Source organism: Vibrio fluvialis, from assembly GCF_900460245.1.
In the GTDB taxonomy this organism is placed as follows: domain Bacteria; phylum Pseudomonadota; class Gammaproteobacteria; order Enterobacterales; family Vibrionaceae; genus Vibrio; species Vibrio fluvialis.
The window spans coordinates 733,339-754,076 of the sequence record NZ_UHIP01000001.1 but is presented as its reverse complement, the minus strand read 5'-3'; the positions used below and the strand labels follow the sequence as shown (position 1 = coordinate 754,076).

Below are 20,738 nucleotides of genomic sequence, written 5' to 3'. Positions count from 1 at the left end.
TTAGTTCTAGTTCTTAAGCTAGGGTCAGAGCGTCTTCAACCAACGCTTTCTGTTGTTTCAAGTGTACCGACATATAACCGACTGCTGGTGAAGCAGAAGCCGGGCGGCCCGCATATTTCAGTTCTGCACCCGCTGGGATAGCGGCACGGAAATTATGTTGGCTACAGTACCAGGCGCCTTGGTTTTGAGGCTCTTCCTGACACCAAACGTAATCAACAGCATTCGTGTATTGTGCAATCGCAGCCTGTACTTCATCCATTGGGAATGGGTACAACTGTTCAACACGGACAATCGCGACATCGTCTTGCTCGTTGCTGCGGCGTTGTTCCAGCAGGTCGTAGTAAACCTTACCTGAACAGAATACAACACGTTTCACTTTCGCCGGGTCTAGGTTATCCACTTCTGGAATCGCTGGCAGGAAGGTACCTTCAGCCAGATCTTCAAGCGTTGAAACACACAGAGGATGACGAAGCAGTGATTTTGGCGACATCACGATCAGTGGGCGACGCATCTTACGCACAACCTGACGACGCAGCATGTGGTAAACCTGCGCTGGCGTCGATGGAACGATAACTTGCATGTTTTGCTCTGCGCAAAGTTGCAGGTAACGCTCAAGACGTGCCGATGAGTGCTCTGGACCTTGACCTTCGTAACCATGAGGTAACAGCATCGTCAGGCCACACAGACGTGCCCATTTTTGCTCACCAGAAGAGATGAACTGGTCAATAACAACCTGAGCGCCGTTGGCAAAATCGCCAAACTGAGCTTCCCAAATTGTCAGACCACCTGGCTCCGCAGTCGCGTAGCCGTATTCAAATGCCAGTACTGCTTCTTCAGACAGTACAGAGTCGATCACTTCAAATGGACCCTGATTGTCATGAATGTTGCTCAGAGGGACATAAGTGCTCGCATCACTCTGATTATGCAGTACTGAATGACGGTGGAAGAACGTACCACGGCCAGAATCCTGACCTGAAATACGAATGCGCTTGCTGTCATCAACCAGCGTCGCATACGCCAACGTTTCCGCCATACCCCAGTCAAGGAGCTTCTCGCCAGATACCATCGCAACGCGATCGTTGTAGATTTTCTCTACGCGGCTTTGTAGCTTGTGACTTTCAGGGTACTGGCACAGACGTTGGCCCAATTCTTTCAGGCGCTCAATTGGGTATTGGCTCTGCCAGTCTTCATTCCAGTCATGGCCAAGGTAAGGTGACCAGTCAACAGAATGCATCGCCATAGGACGCCACTCTTTCACCACGACTTCGCCGCGATCCAGTGCGTCACGATATTCGTTCACCAACTGAGTGGCGGTTTCGATATCGCTTTCTTGACGATCAATCAGAACATCTGCATACAACTTACGAGGGGTTGGATGCTTTTTAATTTTCTGATACATCAGAGGCTGAGTTGCGTTTGGCTCATCCGCTTCGTTGTGACCATGACGGCGGTAACAAACCAGGTCAATCACAACATCGCGTTTAAATTCGTTGCGGTAATCCAACGCCAGACGAGTAACGAAAGCTACAGCTTCCGGATCATCGGAATTAACGTGGAAAATCGGAGCCTGAACCATTTTCGCAATGTCAGTACAGTACATGGTTGAACGTGTATCACGTGGGTTAGATGTCGTAAAGCCAACTTGGTTGTTGACTACGATACGCACCGTACCACCAACGCAGTATCCACGAGCCAGAGACATGTTGAATGTCTCAGCAACCACACCCTGACCTGCCACAGCCGAGTCACCGTGAATAGTGATAGGCAGTACTTTGCTACCGTCATCATCGCCCAGGCGATCCTGACGAGCACGTACCGAGCCCATAACTACCGGGTTAACGATTTCCAGGTGAGATGGGTTGAATGCCAGTGCTAAATGCACATCACCACCGGGAGTTGCGAAATCAGCTGAGAAGCCTTGGTGATATTTAACGTCACCCGTACCCCACGTTTCGTCGTGCTTGCCGGCAAATTCGTCAAACAGGTCTTGTGGTTTCTTACCGAGAACGTTAACCAACATGTTCAGACGACCGCGGTGAGCCATACCGATTACGACTTCACGCATGCCCGTTTTACCAGCATGACGAATCAGCTCTTTGGTCATTGGAACCATGGCGTCGCCACCTTCCAGAGAGAAGCGTTTTGCGCCTGGGAATTTCGCGCCAAGGTAGCGCTCAAGACCTTCTGCAGCAGTCAGTTCTTCGAGGAAAGTGCGTTTTTCATCTAGGGTAAAGGATGGCTGGCCTACTACTGGCTCCAGACGTTGTTGAATCCAACGTTTTTGCTCAGTGTCAGTCATGTGCATGTACTCTGCACCGATCGATCCGCAATAGATTTTATTGAGGGATTGATAGATGTCTTTCAACTTCATGGTTTCTTTGCCAATAGCAAACGAACCTACGTTGAAAGTCTCTTCCATGTCATCTTCGGTGAGATTGTGGAATGAAGGGTCCAATTCCGCCACGGTCGGGCGTTTCCACAAACCTAGAGGGTCCAATTGCGCAGCTTCGTGACCGCGGAAGCGGTACGCGTTGATAAGCTGCAGTACTTTTACTTGTTTTGCATCGACTTCAGGATCACTAACTTGGACATTGTAATGCTTTGTCTCTTGAGCGAGTCGTCGGAAGTAGTCACGGACACGTGAGTGCGGTTGTTCAACCACATTGTCGGGTTGCGCAGGCAGCCCTTCAAAAACACGTTTCCACTCCTCACTTACCAGATCGGGATCACTTAGATACAGTTCGTAGAGATCTTCTACATAAGTTGCATTGGCGCCAGCCAAGTGTGAAGACTCGAGCCATGCCTTCATCACGCCGTTGTGCATTATTTTCCCTTAACCAGTAGTTTTCACGTTTGCTTCGGTCTACGCCGAGCTATTAAAGGCAGGCCCGAAGGCCTGCAATTTTTTATCTATTAAACCGAGCGATTAACCAGCATCGACTTGATGTGACCGATAGCTTTCGTAGGGTTTAATCCTTTAGGACAAACACTTACACAATTCATGATGCCATGGCAACGAAAAACGCTAAATGCGTCATCAAGATTTGATAAGCGCTCATCTGTTGCGGTATCGCGGCTATCAATTAGCCAACGGTAAGCCGCAAGCAGACCTGCAGGACCGATAAATTTGTCTGGGTTCCACCAGAACGATGGACAAGACGTTGTACAACATGCACACATGATACATTCGTACAAGCCATCCAGATGCGCTCGTTCTTCAGGAGACTGCAGATTCTCGCGTGATGGTGGCAATGCATCATCGGCGATCAGGAACGGTTTTACTTTGGCGTAGTTGTCGTAGAACTGAGTCATGTCGACGATCAGGTCACGAACTACAGGCAGACCAGGCAGAGGACGAATCACAATTTTGCCGCCTTTCAGAGCAGACAACGGAGTGATACACGCCAGGCCATTTTTACCGTTCATGTTCAAGCCATCCGAACCACACACACCTTCACGGCATGAGCGGCGGAACGCGATGGTAGGATCCTGCTCTTTCAGAAGAATCAGAGCGTCAAGGACCATCATATCTGAGCCTTCTTCCACTTCAAGCACATAGTCTTTCATGTAAGGCTTTTTATCTACATCCGGATTGTAGCGGTACAGAGAGAAATTCAATTTCATCGTTCAGTCCTCCCTTAGTACGTACGTACTTTTGGTGGGAATGCTTCGCGGTGAACCGGTGACATGTTAACGTCACGCTTGCTCATCTGCTCAGTTTCCGGGTTGTAGATTGAGTGGCACAGCCAGTTTGCATCGTCACGTTCAGGGAAGTCGAAACGAGCATGCGCGCCACGGCTTTCTGTACGGTAGTTCGCCGCCACAGCAGTAGAGAATGCAGTTTCCATCAGGTTGTCCAGTTCCAGACATTCCACACGTTGCGTGTTGAATTCCTGAGACTTGTCAGCCAGATGTGCATCTTTCAGACGCTCACGAATCACTCGCAGTTCTTCCAGACCAGTTGCCATTGCGTCACCTTCACGGAATACCGAGAAGCTGTTTTGCATACAGCGTTGTAGGTCTTTACGGATTTGAACCGGATCTTCGCCGCCTTTACTGTTTTCCCAGCGCATGGTACGAGCCAGAGACGCTTCGATGTCAGATGCCGTTGCAGGACGAGCCTCTGCTTGTGCAGCCAGAGTTTCACCCAGATGCAGACCTGTTGCACGACCAAATACCACCAAGTCTAGCAGCGAGTTACCGCCCAGACGGTTAGCACCGTGTACAGATACTGATGCAATTTCACCACAAGCGAACAGACCTTGAACGTCTGCTTCACTGCCGTCAGCCAGTTGCTTAATTGCCTGACCAGAAACCTGAGTCGGAACACCGCCCATCATGTAGTGACAGGTTGGAATTACAGGGATAGGTTCTTTCACTGGGTCAACGTGTGCAAACGTACGAGACAGTTCACAGATACCAGGCAGACGTGATTCAAGAACGTCTTTGCCCAGGTGATCCAGTTTCAGTTTGATGTGTGGACCCCATGGGCCATCACAGCCACGGCCTTCACGAATTTCAATCATCATTGAACGCGCAACCACGTCACGACCCGCCAGGTCTTTCGCGTTTGGCGCGTAACGTTCCATGAAACGCTCGCCGTCTTTATTTAGTAGGTAACCACCTTCGCCACGACAGCCTTCTGTTACCAGAACACCTGCACCTGCGATACCCGTTGGGTGGAACTGCCACATTTCCATATCTTGCATCGGAACGCCTGCACGCAGCGCCATACCAACACCGTCACCGGTGTTGATATGCGCGTTAGTAGTTGAGGCATAGATACGGCCTGCACCGCCTGTTGCCAGTACAGTTGCTTTTGCTTTGAAGTAGCAGATTTCGCCAGTTTCCATGCAAAGCGCGGTACAACCCAGAATCGCGCCGTCTTGGTTCTTCACCAAATCCAGTGCGTACCATTCAGAGAAGATCGTGGTTTTGTGTTTTACGTTCTGTTGGTAAAGCGTATGCAGCAGAGCGTGACCGGTACGGTCAGCGGCTGCCGCAGTACGTGCAGCCTGCTCACCACCAAACTCTTTAGACTGACCACCAAATGGGCGTTGGTAAATAGTACCGTTATCGAAGCGAGAGAATGGCAGACCCATTTTCTCCAGTTCGATAACAGACTCAGGGCCATTCTTACACATGTATTCAATCGCGTTTTGGTCACCGATGTAGTCTGAACCTTTTACGGTATCGTACATGTGCCATTGCCAGTCATCTTTATGAGAGTTACCCAGAGCAACGGTGATGCCGCCCTGCGCTGACACGGTGTGCGAACGAGTAGGAAAAACTTTAGAAAGCAGAGCACAAGACAGGCCTTGCTCAGAGATTTGCAGTGCAGCACGCATGCCTGCACCACCAGCACCGATTACTACGGCGTCAAATTCACGAACTGGAATAGTCACTTACGCACCCCACAATACAAATAGGCCAGAGAAGAAGTATCCGAACAGCACTGCAACCACGACAAGCTGCAGCCCGCCACGCAGTTTTGAACACTTAACGTAGTCAGTCAGTACTTGCCACAGGCCGATCCAGCCGTGGATCAGTACGCACACTAACGCCAGCATTGTGAAGACTTTGGTAAACGTTCCACCAAAGAATTGAGTCCATGAAACGTAAGAGATATCAGTGAATGCACAGAAACTTACAATATAGATGGTGTAAAGAGTCATGATGATCGCACTGGCGCGAATTAATAGGAAATCATGAACCCCATTACGACCAAATGAGGAAACGTTCTTTACCATACCAAAACCCCCGCCAATAGAGATAGAACCGCTGTTGCACCGAAAGCAACTTTTGCACTCATTGCACCCGTGTCCAGCTCCTCAAAGTGGCCAAGGTCCATAAGTAAATGACGAATACCACCAGCAATGTGGTATGACAGCGCGGTCAGAATGCCCCACAGGATAAATTTCACGAAGAAGCCATTGACGATGTCACTCGCTTCCATGAAACCTACTGGAGAGGATAATGAGATGGATAGTAACCAAAGCAAAATACCGACCGCTACAAACGTAATAACCCCCGCCACGCGGTGAAGGATAGAAGCGATTGCTGTGATCGGAAAGCTAATGGTCTGCAGATCTAAATTAACAGGTCTTGACTTTCTTTCTTTCACGGGCTTGCTCACTCAGCTCCATTGAGCATTTATAGTTATGGATGAAATTTGGCCGCAAACCTACAAAAGTTAACATTTATTCAACAAATTCCCTGCGATTACTGGAACAAAATTGTAAAATAATTGTTAACAACAAGAATGGAAACATCACCTCACTTTTATTTCCAGCCTTGAATTTATAAGGTTTTCACCAAAATTTGCTACGCCAATATACGGCTGGCAACATTCTACAACAATTGATGTAACAATTTTTGCTACACAGAACAGATTTTTAACTTTATATGTATAAAAAATCAAAGTAAGTGCACACATCAGAGGAGAAAAATTGACTTTGATTAAGATCGGACGTACAAGAATGGCACACAAACATCCTGGACGGATTAAATAATAAACAAAGGAGATTGTTATGGCAGATAAGAAAGCGACCCTTCATATCGAAGGCAAAGCGCCAATCGAACTGCCGATTATGGACGGGACTATTGGCCCTCAAGTAATCGACGTTCGTAAATTAGGCTCAAACGGATACTTTACTTTTGACCCTGGTTTTCTTGCCACTGCATCTTGTGAATCTCAAATCACTTACATCGACGGCGCCAAAGGTGTTCTGCTACACCGCGGTTTCCCAATCGATCAATTAGCCAATAACGCCGATTACTTGGAAGTGTGTTACATCCTACTTTACGGTGAAGCCCCTAATCGCAAACAGTATGAAGAGTTTAAAAAGACTGTAACTCGTCACACTATGGTTCATGAGCAAATCGCGAGCTTCTTCCACGGTTTCCGTCGTGATGCTCACCCAATGGCTGTAATGTGTGGTGTAGTAGGTGCTCTCGCGGCCTTCTACCACGATTCACTCGACATTAATAACGACACTCACCGCGAAATCGCGGCGTATCGTCTGCTATCAAAAATGCCAACACTGGCAGCAATGTGTTACAAATACTCGGTTGGTCAACCGTTTATTTACCCTCGCAACGATCTGAGCTACGCAGAAAACTTCCTGCACATGATGTTTGCAACACCATGTGAAGAATACGAAGTAAACCCTGTGGTTGCTCGTGCGATGGATAAGATTTTCACTCTGCACGCAGACCACGAACAGAATGCGTCAACGTCAACAGTACGTCTGGCAGGTTCGTCTGGTGCTAACCCGTTCGCATGTATCGCTGCTGGTATCGCTTCTCTGTGGGGCCCGGCGCACGGTGGTGCAAACGAAGCATGTCTACGCATGCTGGAAGAAATCGGCAGTGTCGATAAGATTCCAGAGTTCGTTGAGCGTGCTAAAGATAAAGATGATCCATTCCGCCTGATGGGCTTTGGTCACCGCGTTTACAAAAACTACGACCCACGTGCAACCGTGATGCGTGAAGCGTGTCATGAAGTATTGAAAGAACTGAGCATTCAGGATCCACTGCTGGACGTTGCAATGGAACTGGAACGCATCGCTCTGTCTGACGACTACTTCATCGAGAAGAAACTGTACCCGAACGTAGACTTCTACTCAGGCATCATCCTGAAAGCGATCGGTATTCCGGTCTCTATGTTCACCGTTATCTTCGCGATGTCTCGTACTATCGGTTGGATTGCTCACTGGAATGAAATGCACAGTGATCCAAGCAACCGTATCGGTCGTCCTCGTCAGCTTTACACTGGTGAGAAGATGCGTGATTTCGTGCCACTTTACGAGCGCGAATAACAGCCCAGATGTTTTGTGTATAACGAAAAAGAGCGAGGGGAAACCTCGCTCTTTTTTTATTCTGTTTTTATTTGAATTACACCGGGTTATCGATATCGATAAACTCGACGTCAAACCCGTGCTCTGCGGCCAACCACTCCCCCAGCGCTTTCACACCATAACGTTCTGTCGCATGGTGACCTGCCGAGAAGTAATGAATGTTCAGCTCACGGGCAGAATACGTCGTACGTTCCGAAATTTCACCCGAGATAAAGGCATCCATCCCCTGCGCAGCAGCAAGTTCAATGTAATCCTGACCACCACCTGTACACCAGCCAACTTTCTTAATCAGCTTGTCCTTCAATTCAGGCGCGATATGCAAAGGTTGACGCTGCAGAGTATTTGCGATTCGCTGTGCTAAGGCTTCGCCTGTGATGGCTTGTTCAAAGCAACCAAACATCGCAACCGATTGAGGATGACCTTCTAAGCCACCTTCCACCTGAATACCCAGCAATTTAGCCAGTTGAGCGTTGTTTCCGAGTTCAGAATGAATATCGAGCGGAAGATGGTAGGCCAGCAAATTGATGTCATGTTTAATCAGCTGGCGAATGCGGTCGCCTTTCATTCCACGAATGGCTTCATGTTCACCTTTCCAGAAGTAACCGTGATGGACTAACAATGCGTCAGCCTTGAGTTCGATTGCTTTGTTAATCAGTGCTTTAGAAGCCGTCACACCCGTGACAATTTTTTTAATCTCTCGTCGGCCTTCCACCTGAAGGCCATTCGGACAGTAGTCTTTAATCTGTTGCGGAGACAATGTTTCATTGAGCAATGCTTCAAGCTGCAAATTATTCATCTTCTGTTCCATTGCATAATAGTAATGGCGAGGTTATAACAATTTCAGACCAAAATGTCGAAAACGATGCAGGCGGAATGATAAAAATATGGACTTAAAACAGCTGACGGAATGGGTTGCCACGACACCACCACTTTTCGAACCGTCTCCTCCCATTGTTGGGAAAACACCCTTTATTCGAAATCTCCACGCTGAATGGCCCGCTTATCAGGGCAATCAACGTCTCGGCTTCCTCTACCAGTATTTATGCCAACAACTGTTTACTGCTACTCCACGCTACAATGCCGTATCGGAAGAGATTCAGCTCAACGATGAAGGACGAACTCTGGGGTCGATTGATTTCATTGTCAAAAATCGCAAGACCGAGCAGTACGAACACTGGGAAGTCGCCGTTAAGTTCTATCTACTCCATCAGGGATTGTGGTATGGGCCCAACGCGCAAGACCGTTTAGATCTGAAACTGGCGCACATGCTTGAGCACCAACTGCCTCTTTCTGCCAGTGACGCCTTTATTGATGCCTACCCTTTGTGGGCGCATGCCGAACAAAACCTGCTCATGCAGGGACGTCTCTACATCAACCCCTTTGAACCGGAAACGGTACCATCGGATTGCCTTGGATTTGCACTCAATTCTTCGCAAATCAACGGCTACTGGTGCTATCAGGATCAACAAGACCAGATTGACGAACCACTCTATGCACTCACTAAAGCGCAGTGGCTGACTGGCTGCAGCGATGATTCAGAGCCATACCTTGGTGGTGACGAAGGATTTGTGCACTGCCAAACGCCATCCGGACGTTTCTGGTTTATTGTGCCAAGAAGCTGGCCGCTTGCAGAGCATGAGTTGATAGAATCCGCGTAAAGAAAAAGGCGACCACAAGGTCGCCTTTGTTATTTGCATTAACAATACTTACAGTCCGGCGTCTTTAAACACCTGATTGACGATTTCCTGCGCTTCCGCTTCGATCTGTTTCAGATGTTGCTCGCCTTTGAAGCTTTCGCAGTAAATCTTGTAGATATCTTCAGTACCAGACGGACGAGCTGCAAACCAGCCGTAATCCGTGGTCACTTTCAGGCCACCGATTGCAGCGCCGTTACCCGGAGCATGCGTCAAACGCGCGGTAATCGGGTCACCTGCCAAAGTCTGAGCAGAAACCATCTCAGCTGAGAGCTTTTTCAGCACCTCTTTTTGCGGGCCATTCGCGACAGCCTGAATACGGTTGTACTGCGATTCGCCGTGCTTTGCGGCCAGTTCATCGTAGTATTGTTGTGGGTTCTTACCCGTCACAGCGGTGATTTCCGCCGCAAGCAGACACAAGATGATGCCGTCTTTGTCCGTTGACCAAGGCGTACCATCTTTGCGCAGGAACGATGCTCCGGCGCTTTCCTCACCACCAAAACCGAATTTGCCACTGTACAGGCCATCAACAAACCATTTAAAGCCCACTGGCACTTCGCACAGTTCACGGCCAAGATCGGCCACCACTTTATCAATCATCGCGCTTGATACCAGCGTCTTACCAACCGCGACATCTTTACCCCATCCGTCACGGTGACGGTAGAGATAATCGATACACACCGCCAGGAAGTGGTTTGGGTTCATCAGACCTTTTGGTGTCACGATGCCATGACGGTCATAGTCCGGGTCGTTACCAAATGCCAGATCGTATTCATCTTTCAGCGCCAGTAGGCCTGCCATCGCGTAAGGCGACGAGCAGTCCATACGCACCACACCGTCTTTATCCAGCGACATAAACTGGAAGGTTGGATCAATCGCTTCACTCACTAAAGTGAGGTTCAGATTGTACGCCTGACCGATTTGACGCCAGTAATCAATACCGCTGCCGCCGAGCGGATCCACGCCCAGCTTCAGATTGGCTTTTTGAATCGCAGCCATATCAACCACGTTGACCAGATCGTTAATGTAAGGCTTCACCAAATCAACTTGTTTAAACAGCGGTGAGGCTTTAGCGTCGGTGATCGACACACGTTTTACGCCGCTCAAGCCTTCGGCAATCAGTTGGTTGGCGCGGTTTTCAATCGCCTGAGTCAGTTCACCTTCCGCCGGACCACCGTGCGTCGGGTTATATTTGATGCCACCGTCTTGCGGTGGGTTATGTGATGGCGTGATCACGATGCCGTCGGCTTTTTCAGCATGTTTCAGGTTGTGGGTCAGAATCGCATGTGAAATACCCGGCGTTGGCGTGTAACCATTATCTTGCTGCACAATCACTTCGATGCCATTGGCGACCAACACTTCAATCACGCTGCTGAATGCCGGTTCAGACAGGGCATGAGTATCTTTGCCGACATAGATTGGGCCGGCAGTACCTTGAGCGGCACGCACTTCAACCACCGCCTGCGCGATGGCCAGAATATGATTTTCGTTAAAGGTGGTTTTGTCTGCGCTGCCACGATGGCCAGAAGTACCGAACTCTACTTTATGTTTCGGATTGCTTGGGTCTGGCTGAAGAAGGTAGTAGTTTGCAACAAGTGCAGGAATATTATGCAGGTCTTGCTGTTGGGCTTTTTGTCCTGCACGCGGGTGCATTGCCATAAAGACATCCTTTCAAAATATAACGACAAATAAAAAACCTCATAATACGCAGTTTGGTTTGCATATTATGAGGTTTCAATCAGACTTTTCGTGCTCGATTGGTACAAATCAAATCGATTGGGTCACTTTCTCAATAATGTCTGCCGGGAAGTTCATGCGAATCATGACTTGCTCAATCATCTGCTGTTTGCGGCTGGTGTTATTGTTGGTGATGACCCAAAACGGTGTGTTTGGAATCGCTTTAGGTTTAGTCGTTTGACCACTTGCCAGCAGGGTTTGCTCGTTATCAGCAAAGTAAACGCGCTTACGGCCTTTCACCAGCGTCGCTTCAGAAAAAGCAGCAGCATCGATGCGATGAAGAGTAGAAAGAACCAGCATAAAACGATCAACCGCTTTTTTCAGACCGGCAAATTCGTCTGAAATCAAAAGAGAGCGCATTTCTTTTACGCCATCCAGTTTCGTTTCCTGACCAGCATCTTTACTCACCACTATACCTTTAGGCACCGCTGATGCCTTAGGAGCAACAGATGCGCTTTGGCCATCCACGTTCAACAGGCGGCGCAGAATATCCGATGCGCTCTCACCAATGTGAAGGGTTTGACCTGCAATGTAACGGTATAGATCCTCATCAACCTCAATTGTTTTCATTCGCTTTTCACAATCTCAATGTTTAAACTCTGGGGGATTATAGCGAGATCTTTGCCGAGACTCTACGTTAAACCCATTACTAATAAGATAAAATGTCAGCACTTCTGAATTACAAACTTGAAGGTGAGGGTCACACCGTTGTTTTGATCCACGGTCTGTTTGGCAGTCTGGACAACCTCGGGCTACTGGCTCGCGACCTGAAAAACGATCACCAGGTCCTGAGTATCGACCTGCGTAATCACGGTCAGTCATTTCATTCGGATGAACATAATTACGCACTGATGGCCGCCGACGTGGATCAATTGTTGACCGATCTGAACGTTCAACAAGCGACCATCATCGGCCATTCCATGGGTGGCAAAGTCGCAATGAAACTGGCTGACATCGCCGACGACAAAGTCGCCCAATTAGTCATTCTGGATATGGCGCCAGTCGCCTACACCGAACGACGCCACGAAAATGTGATTGCCGGACTTGAAGCCGTGTTGGAACAAAAGCCTTCATCACGCAGCGAAGCCATGGCGATTTTAGCCAAACATGTTGAAATTGATGGTGTGCGCCAGTTTTTGGGTAAATCGATGATGAATCAGGACAGTGTGATGGTGTGGCGTTTTAACGTCGCCGCGCTTAAAGCCAATTACGCCTATATTATGGGCTGGGAGCCTATCGCACGCTGTGACACCCCAACCTTATTTATTAAAGGCGGCGACTCCAACTATCTGACCGCCGAACATCAGCCACAAGTGCAGGCACAGTTCAGCCAAGCCAAAGCGCATGTCATTGCCAATACGGGTCACTGGTTACATGCTGAAAAGCCGACTGAAGTGCTGCGCGCGATTCGCAAATTTATCCTGTGAGGCAGCCCGCCTCACAGAGCAACCAGAGCGATTTTCTCTTCAAACAAGTGTGAAATCGGTTCTCATCCGCGCATTAACTTTGCCGTTTAACAATGGTATAGTGCGCGCAAGCAAATTGGCATAAAGGATAACCATGCTGTACGACTACATGAACATGCTCGAGTCCATCGGACTTGATCTGCTTTTTGCGTCTATTTTCTTCCTTATCGGGATGGCAATTAAAGACGTGTTAAAACAAGGTAATGTTCCGGCATTTGGCCGTCGTATTGTATGGCTTGTTCTGTTTTTAGGTTGTGCTGGCTTTATTGCCAAAGGCATTATCCAACTTAGTTGGGAAGGGACTGGCTTGGGCTGATGCCTGAGCGTTCAACCACCCGCCAACCCATTACAATTTAAAGGTAAAGACTCTATGGCAAGTGTAGGTATCTTTTTTGGTAGCGATACAGGTAACACCGAAGCTATTGCAAAGATGATTCAAAAACAACTCGGTAAAAAACTTGTTCACGTTCAAGATATCGCAAAAAGCAGCAAAGAAGACATCGACAACTTCGATCTGCTGCTGCTTGGTATCCCGACTTGGTATTACGGTGAAGCGCAATGTGACTGGGATGACTTTTTCCCAGAACTAGAAGCGATTGACTTCTCAACCAAGCTGGTTGCTATCTTTGGTTGTGGTGACCAAGAAGATTATGCAGAGTACTTCTGTGACGCGATGGGCACGGTACGTGACATCGTAGAAGCGAAAGGCGCAACGGTGGTTGGTCACTGGCCAACAGAAGGCTACGAGTTTGAAGCATCAAAAGCGCTGGTTGATGAGAACCACTTCGTGGGTCTGTGTATCGATGAAGACCGCCAGCCAGAACTGACTGAAGAGCGCGTAACCAAATGGGTTAAACAAGTTTACGAAGAGATGTGTCTGGCTGAACTTGAAGACTGATTAACGAAAAACCCCCGGCTATGGCTGGGGGTTTTGCTTTCTGGACTACCAGAGAATCCTGCCAATCAGTGGCGCAATCAGTACAGTCACCATACCCGCAATCATCATCACCACACTCGATACCACCCCTTCCGAATTACCAATCTGATACGCTTTGGCGGTTCCCGCACCGTGAGCAGAAGCCCCCAAACTGGCGCCTTTACCAAGGCGGGAGCGAATCGACAGCACGGTGAGAACGACTTCGCCCACCGCCATACCAATCACCCCAGTCAGCACCACAAACAGCGCCGTCAGATCGCTCTGACCACCAATCGATTTGGTCGCTTCAACGGCAAAAGGCGTGGTAATCGAGCGCATGGCCAAGCTCCGCTGCAACAATTCCGGTAGCTCTAGCCAACGGGCGAGTAATACGGTCGAGCCGACCGCCACGACCACAGAAACCATCACCCCAACAGAAAGTGACAACCAGTGGCGTTGAATCAAATAGCGGTTGTCGTACACCGGAATTGCAAATGCCACCGTTGCCGGACCAAGCATCCACAACAGCCAATGAGATTCCGCCATATAATCCTGATACGGAATGTGAAATCCCATCACCACCACCACCAGCAGCAACGGCGCCAACAGCAACGGCATCAGAAAAATCGTGCGTTTGCGACGATAGAGCAACTTGCTGCCATAATAGAACAGTAATGTCAGCAGCAGACACAGCACACTTAACAGCGAGGAATTCATACTCATCAACTACATACTCCGCAAATGGTTGCTTTTACGACGCGCCATTTTCAGCTCGAAGCGATAGAGTTTATCGACCACCCAGGCCGTTGAACCAATCACCGCGATCGTGCTTAAAATCAGCACCACCATGATTCTCAACCCTTCTTGCTTCATCAGATCCTGATAGTTCACCACAGCGACCACCGCTGGCACGAAAAACAACAGCATCTCAGCCAGCAACCAGGTTGCTCCTTTACGTAACCAATCCACATTCACGACGTGGGTGAATACTAACGCCAGCAGCAACAACATCCCCGTCAGATTAGCCGGGATCGGCAAATGAAACTCCTTAACCAGAAAATCTGCGATAAACCAAATCAACGCCAGCACCGCAATCTGGCTCAGCGTCATCAGGCTGTTTCCTACCCGTTTCATTTTTGCCCTTCGCTTGTTTTGTGAAATTAGTCACAGTATAAGCAAGCTTAAAACCGTCATAAAATGACTTTTTATTATCAAATTCATGCCAAAATGGAATGAACCTACTTACGGATATCGACGATGGACATCAAAGCACTGCGTTATTTTGTGGAACTGGTCAATGAACAAAGCTTTACTCGCGCATCAGAAAAGCTGTTTGTCACTCAACCGACCATCAGCAAGATGATTCGCAGCCTGGAACAGGAAGTAGGCCAACCGCTGCTGCACCGTGAAGGTCGCCGCTTCTGGCTGACCGATGCCGGAGACATCGTCTTTCAACGTGCGCAAGAAATTCTGGCACATATGTCGCAGCTCGAAGCGGAGCTGGTTGATCTGAATGAATTGCAGCGCGGACATCTACGCCTCGGGATCCCGCCCATGGTAGGACATTTGTATGCAGGACTGATCCGTCAGTACCGTCAGACCTATCCAGATGTCGAAATGACGATCGTCGAATATGGCGGACGCAAAATAGAACAAGCTGTTTCAGAGGGTGACCTCGATGTGGCCGTGACTATGTTGTCTCTCAATGCAGCGCAAAACCTCAACACATTGGAGCTCGACAGCTACCCAATTTGCGCCGTGCTTCCCGACTCAGCACCTTGGCGGGATATCGAAACCGTACATTGGCAGGATCTGAAAGAAGAACCGTTTTACATCTATACCCATGAATTTACTCTGAGCGAATACATCGACAAGTTATGTCAGGAGCAAGGATTCGTTCCACAGGTGGCGGCGCGCAGCAGTCAGTGGGATTTTCTGGTTGCGTTGGTGAAGAGTGGCGTCGGCGTCGCGTTTCTTCCCGAGCCTCTGTGTCATCGAATTCAGGGGGAAGGTGTGGTTGTCAAAAGAATGACGCCTTCCATTGACTGGCAACTTGGCGTCATCTGGCACTCTGATCGTTACGTATCGCGTACCGCAGATGCCTGGATCAGCTTGTGCCGCGGCTATCGCGATCGCAAATCACCAACGGCATAAATTCCAGCAATTCAGGACATCGACTGAGAGTCAACCAGTTCACTGCCCTCTGCGCTGTCGTCAGCTTCACGAAACTTCGGTTTCTTGCGCACATACAGCTTGCGATGTACTTCAGACACCACTTCACCATGGGCATTTTTCACATGGATGATGAACTCTGGGAAACATTTATCCCCGCAAGCGGTGGCGCTCAGAATCGCGTCCAACTGCTGCTGAGGAATCAGAAACTCAGCATATAAATCGGTGTGGCCGGGTTTGATAAAGTTAATGCTGGCCTCTTTGTCCCACACATAGTATTGCTCGCCTAAAATGCCCATGAGCATCAACGAGTAAACCGGGTCAGTCAGAGAGAAAATGCTGCCGCCATATTGCGAGCGGTTCGCATTTTTATTCCACCAGCGCAACTTGAGGCGCATGCGCGCTTCACGAAAATCTTCACTGATGGATTCAATCTTAATCCCCGCCCCCCAGAACGGCGGCCAGCTATTCAGCGCCCACTTCACAATATTTGGTTTATATAGCTTTGCCAGAGTTTTATTCATGCTTTCCGTGCCTTAGACTCTATCTCATTACGCTACGCCTCGACTCAAATGGATTGGGTCAATCAGCAAGGACGTAGACTTAACATCCGGTTAATGTTAAACAATTGTAACTGGTCAGAGCTCGTATCGCAGTGATATCGCGCGGCTTTACGAAAAATAATAGTAACCCCTTGAACTTCGTGGTTTATTGTTCGCTGTGACTAACCTATAATGTTGGACAACATTGACTTCTGTTAACTACCGCAGATCATCAACGGGAAAGTATATGTCAGACAATAACCAAGCGCTAAAGGATGCTGGTCTTAAAGTTACCCTTCCACGGCTAAAGATTTTAGAAGTATTACAGCAGCCTGAGTGCCAACATATTAGTGCTGAAGAGCTGTACAAAAAGCTGATTGATCTCGGTGAAGAGATTGGCCTTGCGACAGTTTATCGAGTCCTAAACCAATTTGATGATGCCGGTATCGTGACACGCCATCACTTTGAAGGCGGCAAATCAGTATTCGAACTGTCGACTCAGCATCACCATGATCACCTGGTGTGCCTCGACTGTGGTGAAGTGATTGAATTCTCAGATGACCTGATCGAACAGCGTCAAAAAGAGATTGCTTCACAATACAACGTACAACTGACCAACCACAGTTTGTACCTGTACGGCAAATGCGCGGACGGCAGTTGTAAAGACAACCCAGACGCTCATAAGTCGAAGAAATAACTATAAAAAAACCACCGCTAGCGGTGGTTTTTTTCATTCTGGCTGAAAGCCATTAGAAGTAATCACGAATCAACACTTCGGCAATCTGCACCGCGTTAGTCGCAGCGCCTTTGCGAACGTTATCCGCCACAACCCACATGTTGATACCGCTATGGTGGCTGATGTCGTTACGGATACGGCCAACCATTACATGATCTTTACCACCAGCATCACGTACCTGAGTCGGGAAATCTTCACCTTGGAACACTTCTACACCTTCCGTTTGTGACAGCAGTTCAATCACCTGTTCGGCATCAATCGGAGAGCTGGTTTCAACATGCAGCGCTTCCGCGTGACCAAAGAACACTGGCACACGCACACACGTTGGGTTGACCATAATTGAAGGATCGTTGAAGATTTTTTGAGTTTCCCAAACCATCTTCATCTCTTCTTTGGTGTAACCGTTATCCATAAACACATCGATTTGTGGAATACAGTTAAACGCAATTTGCTGACTGAAGGCTTTATTCTCTGCTGGGATACCGTTAAGTAGCTTCGCCGTCTGGCCAGCCAGCTCATCAATACCCGCTTTACCTGCGCCCGACACCGACTGGTAAGTCGTCACGTTGATACGCTCAATGCCTACCGCATCGTAAATCGGTTTCAATGCGACCAACATCTGAATGGTCGAACAATTCGGGTTAGCAATGATATTGCGGTTACGGAACTCAGCAATGGCTTCAGGGTTCACTTCAGGCACAACCAGAGGAATATCGTAGTCGTAACGGAAGTGCGACGTGTTGTCGATCACCACTACACCCGCATCAGCGGCAATTGGCGCCCACTGTGCAGACAAGTCACCACCAGCTGAAAACAACGCGATGTGTGCCTGTGACCAATCAAACTCTTCCACGTTTTGCACACGGACCGTTTTACCGTTGAAACGGTAAGTTTTACCTTCGCTGCGCTCACTCGCCAGCAGGTATAATTCACCGACAGGAAACTTACGCTCCTGCAGCACTTCCAACATCGTTTCACCGACGGCACCTGTTGCACCGAAGATTGCAACATTAAATACTTGGCTCATTCGTTACCTCAATTTTAAAACCTAATTTCGCCAGCGGCTCCAGATTACAGGTCGCATCGCCAACGAGTGTGATCGCGCTATACTCACGTCTGTCCCAATATTGTTTACGCATTTGGTCAAACGCGCCAGGTTTGTGTATTTCGCGACGGAACAGAGCGTCATCACGACGCACATCATAAATCAGTTGCGTTAAACTCAGCAGCGTTGCTTCATCCCAGGCTCTGTCCAGGGTCACTTCCGGCACAGGAGCCACCGGCAACAATGCTGACGGATTTGCCCACAGTGAATTTCCTAAGAATTCGCAATAGCTGTTAAAAATCATGGTGGTTCCGCGCGCTTTGCCTTCCAAGCCATAACCCGCAACATGCGGAGTGGCAAACGCCAACAGCGGCAGCAGTTCCATATCCACCTGCGGTTCAAACTCAAACACATCCAAAGCCGCAGTGAAGCCATCAGCTTTCTGCAGACGGGCTTTCAGCGCATCGTTGTCGACAATCGGACCACGAGCGGCGTTAATCAGAATTTGGTCACTACGCAGATTGTTCAGCACAGTGCTGTCAATCAGATGATGAGTTGGCCACTCACCTTCGCGGGTGATTGGCGTGTGCAGTGTGATCACATCGGACTCACTCAACAGGACATCCAACGGCGTAAATTCACGGCTGTCGCCTTGCGCTTGCTTGGGTGGATCGTTGAGCAACACATTGATGCCCATCCCGGTCAGGCACTCTGACAAGTAAGTCCCCACCTGCCCGGCGCCAATGATACCAACGGTTTTATCAAATACCGAGAAGCCCTGCTGCTGAGAAAGCACCATCAGCACGCTGAACACGTACTCCGCCACGCCGACTTTGTTGCAGCCCGGTGCAGCCGTAAAGAAAATACCACGCTCTTCCAGCAACGCCTGGTCAACATGATCCATACCTGCAGTGGCAGTGCCGACGAATTTCAGTTTGTTGGCTTTGCTAATCAGCGCCTCGTTCACTTTGGTTACAGAACGAATCATCAGCGCATCCACATCCACCAAGTCGTCTGCCGTTAAGGTTCGGCCCGGTTTCAGTACCACCTCACCCAGTTGGCTGAACAGCTCAACGGCATAAGGCATGTTTTCGTCGATCACAATTTTCATAACGGAGTTCACACTATTTGTATTGACAAGTTGTTGTGTTAGCGAGTTTGCAAGGCATTGTGCAGAAAAGCACTCCCGGTGTCGAGAGTTAAACGAGAGGAAATAAAAATGCCCGATGGCAATCTCGCCACCGGGCAATATCCAGAACAAAAGGATCCTATCCCGCTCTCCATGGGACAGAGTCTGCGTCTGTTCGACCAGCTAAGCTGATCAGTTCTGGAAACCTTTTACCTAAGGGTATGAGGTTATTAACCTTGGTACTTTTTGATCACTAGCGTTGCGTTAGTGCCACCAAAACCAAAGCTATTCGACATGACTGTCGTTAACTCTTGCTCACGCATTTCTGTCACGATATCCAGACCTTGCGCTGCGTCATCCAGGTTTTCAACGTTGATGCTTGGTGCAATAAAGCCGTGATGCAGCATCAGAGTTGAGTAAATGGCTTCGTGTACACCCGCCGCACCCAGAGCGTGACCTGTCATCGCCTTAGTTGCAGAGATTGCAGGGCTGTTGCCGCCGAATACTTGTTGAATCGCGCCAAGCTCTTTCACGTCACCTACTGGAGTAGAAGTACCGTGCGTATTCACGTAATCCACACCGTCAACGTGTTGCATTGCCATCTGCATACAACGCACTGCACCTTCACCAGAAGGAGCAACCATGTCGTAGCCGTCAGATGTCGCGCCGTAACCTACGATTTCACCGTAGATTTTCGCACCACGAGCCAGAGCGTGTTCCAGTTCCTCAACCACGACCATACCGCCGCCGCCAGAGATAACGAAACCATCGCGGTCTGCATCGTAAGTACGAGACGCTTTTTGTGGCATGTCGTTGTATTTCGTTGACAGAGCGCCCATCGCGTCGAACATCATGGTCAGTGACCAATCCAGCTCTTCACCGCCGCCTGCAAAAACGATGTCTTGTTTGCCCAGTTGGATCAGCTCCATCGCGTTACCGATACAGTGCGCAGAAGTGGCACATGCAGAGCTGATTGAGTAGTTCACACCACGGATTTTAAATGGAGTCGCCAGACACGCTGAAACGGTCGAAGACATTGTACGAGGTACCATGTAAGGACCAACACGCTTCACGCCTTTCTCACGCAGAGTATCCACCGCGACCACCTGGTTCATAGAAGACGCACCGCCTGAGCCGGCGATGATACCAGTACGATCGTTTGATACTTGCTCTGGAGTCAGGCCCGCATCCGCGATAGCTTGTTCCATAGATAGGTATGCGTACGCCGCAGCATCACCCATAAAACGCATCTGTTTACGGTCAATGTGCTCAGCAGGATTGATCTTCAGGTCGCCCCACACTTGAGAACGTAGGCCTTGCTCTTTGAACTGCTCAGAGGCATTGATACCTGATTTACCCGCTTTTAGAGACGCTAAAACTTCTTCGACGTTGTTACCGATACTTGAAACAATACCCATACCGGTGATTACGACTCGTTTCAT

Annotated in this window: 21 protein-coding genes; 7 read left to right on the top strand and 14 right to left on the bottom strand. The window is 49.0% G+C overall.

All coding sequences use genetic code 11. The features are described 5' to 3' along the window. Nucleotides 1-13: 13 nt before the first annotated feature. From sucA to sdhC, 5 genes are all read right to left on the bottom strand, one after another. Entirely contained in the window at nt 14-2,824 is a 2,811-nt protein-coding gene (gene sucA, locus DYA43_RS03635; RefSeq protein ID WP_020331214.1) for a 2-oxoglutarate dehydrogenase E1 component, read from the bottom strand. A gap of 89 nt (nt 2,825-2,913) precedes the next feature. Further along, complete coding sequence (locus DYA43_RS03630; protein ID WP_020430725.1) at nt 2,914-3,624, bottom strand: succinate dehydrogenase iron-sulfur subunit; 711 nt, start codon at nt 3,622-3,624, stop codon at nt 2,914-2,916. Nucleotides 3,625-3,638: 14 nt separating this feature from the next. Further along, nucleotides 3,639-5,405, bottom strand: coding sequence for a succinate dehydrogenase flavoprotein subunit (sdhA, locus tag DYA43_RS03625; protein WP_020331212.1), 1,767 nt, complete (start codon nt 5,403-5,405; stop codon nt 3,639-3,641). Continuing rightward, nucleotides 5,406-5,750 carry a succinate dehydrogenase, hydrophobic membrane anchor protein gene (gene sdhD / locus DYA43_RS03620; protein ID WP_020331211.1) on the bottom strand — a complete coding sequence of 115 codons (345 nt, stop codon included), beginning with the start codon at nt 5,748-5,750 and terminating at the stop codon, nt 5,406-5,408. After that, on the bottom strand, nt 5,744-6,136 hold the full coding sequence (gene sdhC / locus DYA43_RS03615; protein ID WP_024373827.1) for a succinate dehydrogenase cytochrome b556 subunit: 393 nt from the start codon (nt 6,134-6,136) through the stop codon (nt 5,744-5,746). The genes sdhD and sdhC overlap by 7 nt, the downstream gene beginning before the upstream one ends. Nucleotides 6,137-6,530: 394 nt before the next feature. On the opposite strand from sdhC, the gene DYA43_RS03610 reads away from it, so the two are divergent. Next, on the top strand, nt 6,531-7,820 hold the full coding sequence (locus DYA43_RS03610; protein WP_020331209.1) for a citrate synthase: 1,290 nt from the start codon (nt 6,531-6,533) through the stop codon (nt 7,818-7,820). 76 nt (nt 7,821-7,896) lie between these two features. Here DYA43_RS03610 and DYA43_RS03605 read toward each other — a convergent pair whose 3' ends face one another. Then, on the bottom strand, nt 7,897-8,655 hold the full coding sequence (locus DYA43_RS03605; protein ID WP_061056237.1) for a Nif3-like dinuclear metal center hexameric protein: 759 nt from the start codon (nt 8,653-8,655) through the stop codon (nt 7,897-7,899). Nucleotides 8,656-8,743: 88 nt separating this feature from the next. Here DYA43_RS03605 and DYA43_RS03600 point away from each other — a divergent pair, with 88 nt between their 5' ends. Further along, nucleotides 8,744-9,517 (top strand): DUF1853 family protein, encoded by a 774-nt coding sequence (locus DYA43_RS03600; protein WP_020331207.1) that lies wholly within the window; start codon nt 8,744-8,746, stop codon nt 9,515-9,517. Between the two features lie 48 nt (nt 9,518-9,565). Here the strand turns inward: DYA43_RS03600 and pgm are convergent, their stop codons facing one another. After that, nucleotides 9,566-11,212, bottom strand: a complete 1,647-nt coding sequence (gene pgm, locus DYA43_RS03595) for a phosphoglucomutase (alpha-D-glucose-1,6-bisphosphate-dependent) (protein WP_061056236.1) — start codon at nt 11,210-11,212, stop codon at nt 9,566-9,568. Between the two features lie 108 nt (nt 11,213-11,320). Next, nucleotides 11,321-11,860, bottom strand: coding sequence for a replication initiation negative regulator SeqA (seqA, locus tag DYA43_RS03590; protein ID WP_020331205.1), 540 nt, complete (start codon nt 11,858-11,860; stop codon nt 11,321-11,323). Between the two features lie 92 nt (nt 11,861-11,952). Here seqA and DYA43_RS03585 point away from each other — a divergent pair, with 92 nt between their 5' ends. The 3 genes from DYA43_RS03585 to fldA all read left to right on the top strand — a co-directional run bounded on the left by DYA43_RS03585 (nt 11,953) and on the right by fldA (nt 13,654). Beyond that, nucleotides 11,953-12,717 (top strand): alpha/beta fold hydrolase, encoded by a 765-nt coding sequence (locus tag DYA43_RS03585; RefSeq protein WP_020430714.1) that lies wholly within the window; start codon nt 11,953-11,955, stop codon nt 12,715-12,717. Between the two features lie 133 nt (nt 12,718-12,850). Beyond that, nucleotides 12,851-13,072: a DUF2788 domain-containing protein gene (locus tag DYA43_RS03580; protein WP_020331202.1), complete on the top strand. Its 222-nt coding sequence runs from the start codon at nt 12,851-12,853 to the stop codon at nt 13,070-13,072. Between the two features lie 54 nt (nt 13,073-13,126). Beyond that, nucleotides 13,127-13,654, top strand: a complete 528-nt coding sequence (gene fldA / locus DYA43_RS03575) for a flavodoxin FldA (RefSeq protein WP_020331201.1) — start codon at nt 13,127-13,129, stop codon at nt 13,652-13,654. 45 nt (nt 13,655-13,699) lie between these two features. On the opposite strand, the gene DYA43_RS03570 is transcribed toward fldA, so the two are convergent. Both DYA43_RS03570 and DYA43_RS03565 read right to left on the bottom strand, forming a co-directional pair. Continuing rightward, nucleotides 13,700-14,389 carry an LrgB family protein gene (locus DYA43_RS03570; RefSeq protein WP_061057190.1) on the bottom strand — a complete coding sequence of 230 codons (690 nt, stop codon included), beginning with the start codon at nt 14,387-14,389 and terminating at the stop codon, nt 13,700-13,702. A 9-nt stretch (nt 14,390-14,398) separates the two neighbouring features. After that, nucleotides 14,399-14,806, bottom strand: coding sequence for a CidA/LrgA family protein (locus DYA43_RS03565; protein ID WP_038128935.1), 408 nt, complete (start codon nt 14,804-14,806; stop codon nt 14,399-14,401). 123 nt (nt 14,807-14,929) lie between these two features. Between DYA43_RS03565 and DYA43_RS03560 the strand changes: the two genes are divergently transcribed. Beyond that, the gene (locus DYA43_RS03560) at nt 14,930-15,826 is read left to right on the top strand and encodes a LysR family transcriptional regulator (RefSeq protein WP_020331198.1); all 897 of its coding nucleotides are present in this window, start codon (nt 14,930-14,932) and stop codon (nt 15,824-15,826) included. Between the two features lie 11 nt (nt 15,827-15,837). Here DYA43_RS03560 and DYA43_RS03555 read toward each other — a convergent pair whose 3' ends face one another. Then, nucleotides 15,838-16,368: a DUF4442 domain-containing protein gene (locus DYA43_RS03555; protein WP_020331197.1), complete on the bottom strand. Its 531-nt coding sequence runs from the start codon at nt 16,366-16,368 to the stop codon at nt 15,838-15,840. A 265-nt stretch (nt 16,369-16,633) separates the two neighbouring features. Between DYA43_RS03555 and fcrX the strand changes: the two genes are divergently transcribed. After that, nucleotides 16,634-17,083, top strand: a complete 450-nt coding sequence (gene fcrX / locus DYA43_RS03550; protein WP_020331196.1) for a ferric iron uptake transcriptional regulator FcrX — start codon at nt 16,634-16,636, stop codon at nt 17,081-17,083. Between the two features lie 52 nt (nt 17,084-17,135). Here fcrX and DYA43_RS03545 read toward each other — a convergent pair whose 3' ends face one another. From DYA43_RS03545 to fabB, 3 genes are all read right to left on the bottom strand, one after another. Further along, nucleotides 17,136-18,149: an aspartate-semialdehyde dehydrogenase gene (locus DYA43_RS03545; RefSeq protein WP_020331195.1), complete on the bottom strand. Its 1,014-nt coding sequence runs from the start codon at nt 18,147-18,149 to the stop codon at nt 17,136-17,138. Further along, nucleotides 18,133-19,278 (bottom strand): 4-phosphoerythronate dehydrogenase, encoded by a 1,146-nt coding sequence (locus DYA43_RS03540; RefSeq protein WP_020331194.1) that lies wholly within the window; start codon nt 19,276-19,278, stop codon nt 18,133-18,135. Before DYA43_RS03540 ends, DYA43_RS03545 begins: the two co-directional genes overlap by 17 nt. 248 nt (nt 19,279-19,526) lie before the next feature. Further along, nucleotides 19,527-20,738 carry a beta-ketoacyl-ACP synthase I gene (fabB, locus tag DYA43_RS03535; RefSeq protein WP_024373835.1) on the bottom strand — a complete coding sequence of 404 codons (1,212 nt, stop codon included), beginning with the start codon at nt 20,736-20,738 and terminating at the stop codon, nt 19,527-19,529.

Excerpts from the sequence above, each read along its gene's own strand:
- sucA (WP_020331214.1), bottom strand. The coding sequence starts at position 2,824 with ATGCACAACGGCGTGATGAAGGCATGGCTCGAGTCTTCACACTTGGCT.
- DYA43_RS03630 (WP_020430725.1), bottom strand. The coding sequence starts at position 3,624 with ATGAAATTGAATTTCTCTCTGTACCGCTACAATCCGGATGTAGATAAA.
- sdhD (WP_020331211.1), bottom strand. The coding sequence starts at position 5,750 with ATGGTAAAGAACGTTTCCTCATTTGGTCGTAATGGGGTTCATGATTTC.
- DYA43_RS03610 (WP_020331209.1), top strand. The coding sequence starts at position 6,531 with ATGGCAGATAAGAAAGCGACCCTTCATATCGAAGGCAAAGCGCCAATC.
- DYA43_RS03605 (WP_061056237.1), bottom strand. The coding sequence starts at position 8,655 with ATGAATAATTTGCAGCTTGAAGCATTGCTCAATGAAACATTGTCTCCG.
- DYA43_RS03600 (WP_020331207.1), top strand. The coding sequence starts at position 8,744 with ATGGACTTAAAACAGCTGACGGAATGGGTTGCCACGACACCACCACTT.
- pgm (WP_061056236.1), bottom strand. The coding sequence starts at position 11,212 with ATGGCAATGCACCCGCGTGCAGGACAAAAAGCCCAACAGCAAGACCTG.
- seqA (WP_020331205.1), bottom strand. The coding sequence starts at position 11,860 with ATGAAAACAATTGAGGTTGATGAGGATCTATACCGTTACATTGCAGGT.
- DYA43_RS03585 (WP_020430714.1), top strand. The coding sequence starts at position 11,953 with ATGTCAGCACTTCTGAATTACAAACTTGAAGGTGAGGGTCACACCGTT.
- DYA43_RS03580 (WP_020331202.1), top strand. The coding sequence starts at position 12,851 with ATGCTGTACGACTACATGAACATGCTCGAGTCCATCGGACTTGATCTG.
- fldA (WP_020331201.1), top strand. The coding sequence starts at position 13,127 with ATGGCAAGTGTAGGTATCTTTTTTGGTAGCGATACAGGTAACACCGAA.
- DYA43_RS03570 (WP_061057190.1), bottom strand. The coding sequence starts at position 14,389 with ATGAATTCCTCGCTGTTAAGTGTGCTGTGTCTGCTGCTGACATTACTG.
- DYA43_RS03565 (WP_038128935.1), bottom strand. The coding sequence starts at position 14,806 with ATGAAACGGGTAGGAAACAGCCTGATGACGCTGAGCCAGATTGCGGTG.
- DYA43_RS03560 (WP_020331198.1), top strand. The coding sequence starts at position 14,930 with ATGGACATCAAAGCACTGCGTTATTTTGTGGAACTGGTCAATGAACAA.
- DYA43_RS03555 (WP_020331197.1), bottom strand. The coding sequence starts at position 16,368 with ATGAATAAAACTCTGGCAAAGCTATATAAACCAAATATTGTGAAGTGG.
- fcrX (WP_020331196.1), top strand. The coding sequence starts at position 16,634 with ATGTCAGACAATAACCAAGCGCTAAAGGATGCTGGTCTTAAAGTTACC.
- DYA43_RS03545 (WP_020331195.1), bottom strand. The coding sequence starts at position 18,149 with ATGAGCCAAGTATTTAATGTTGCAATCTTCGGTGCAACAGGTGCCGTC.
- DYA43_RS03540 (WP_020331194.1), bottom strand. The coding sequence starts at position 19,278 with ATGAAAATTGTGATCGACGAAAACATGCCTTATGCCGTTGAGCTGTTC.
- fabB (WP_024373835.1), bottom strand. The coding sequence starts at position 20,738 with ATGAAACGAGTCGTAATCACCGGTATGGGTATTGTTTCAAGTATCGGT.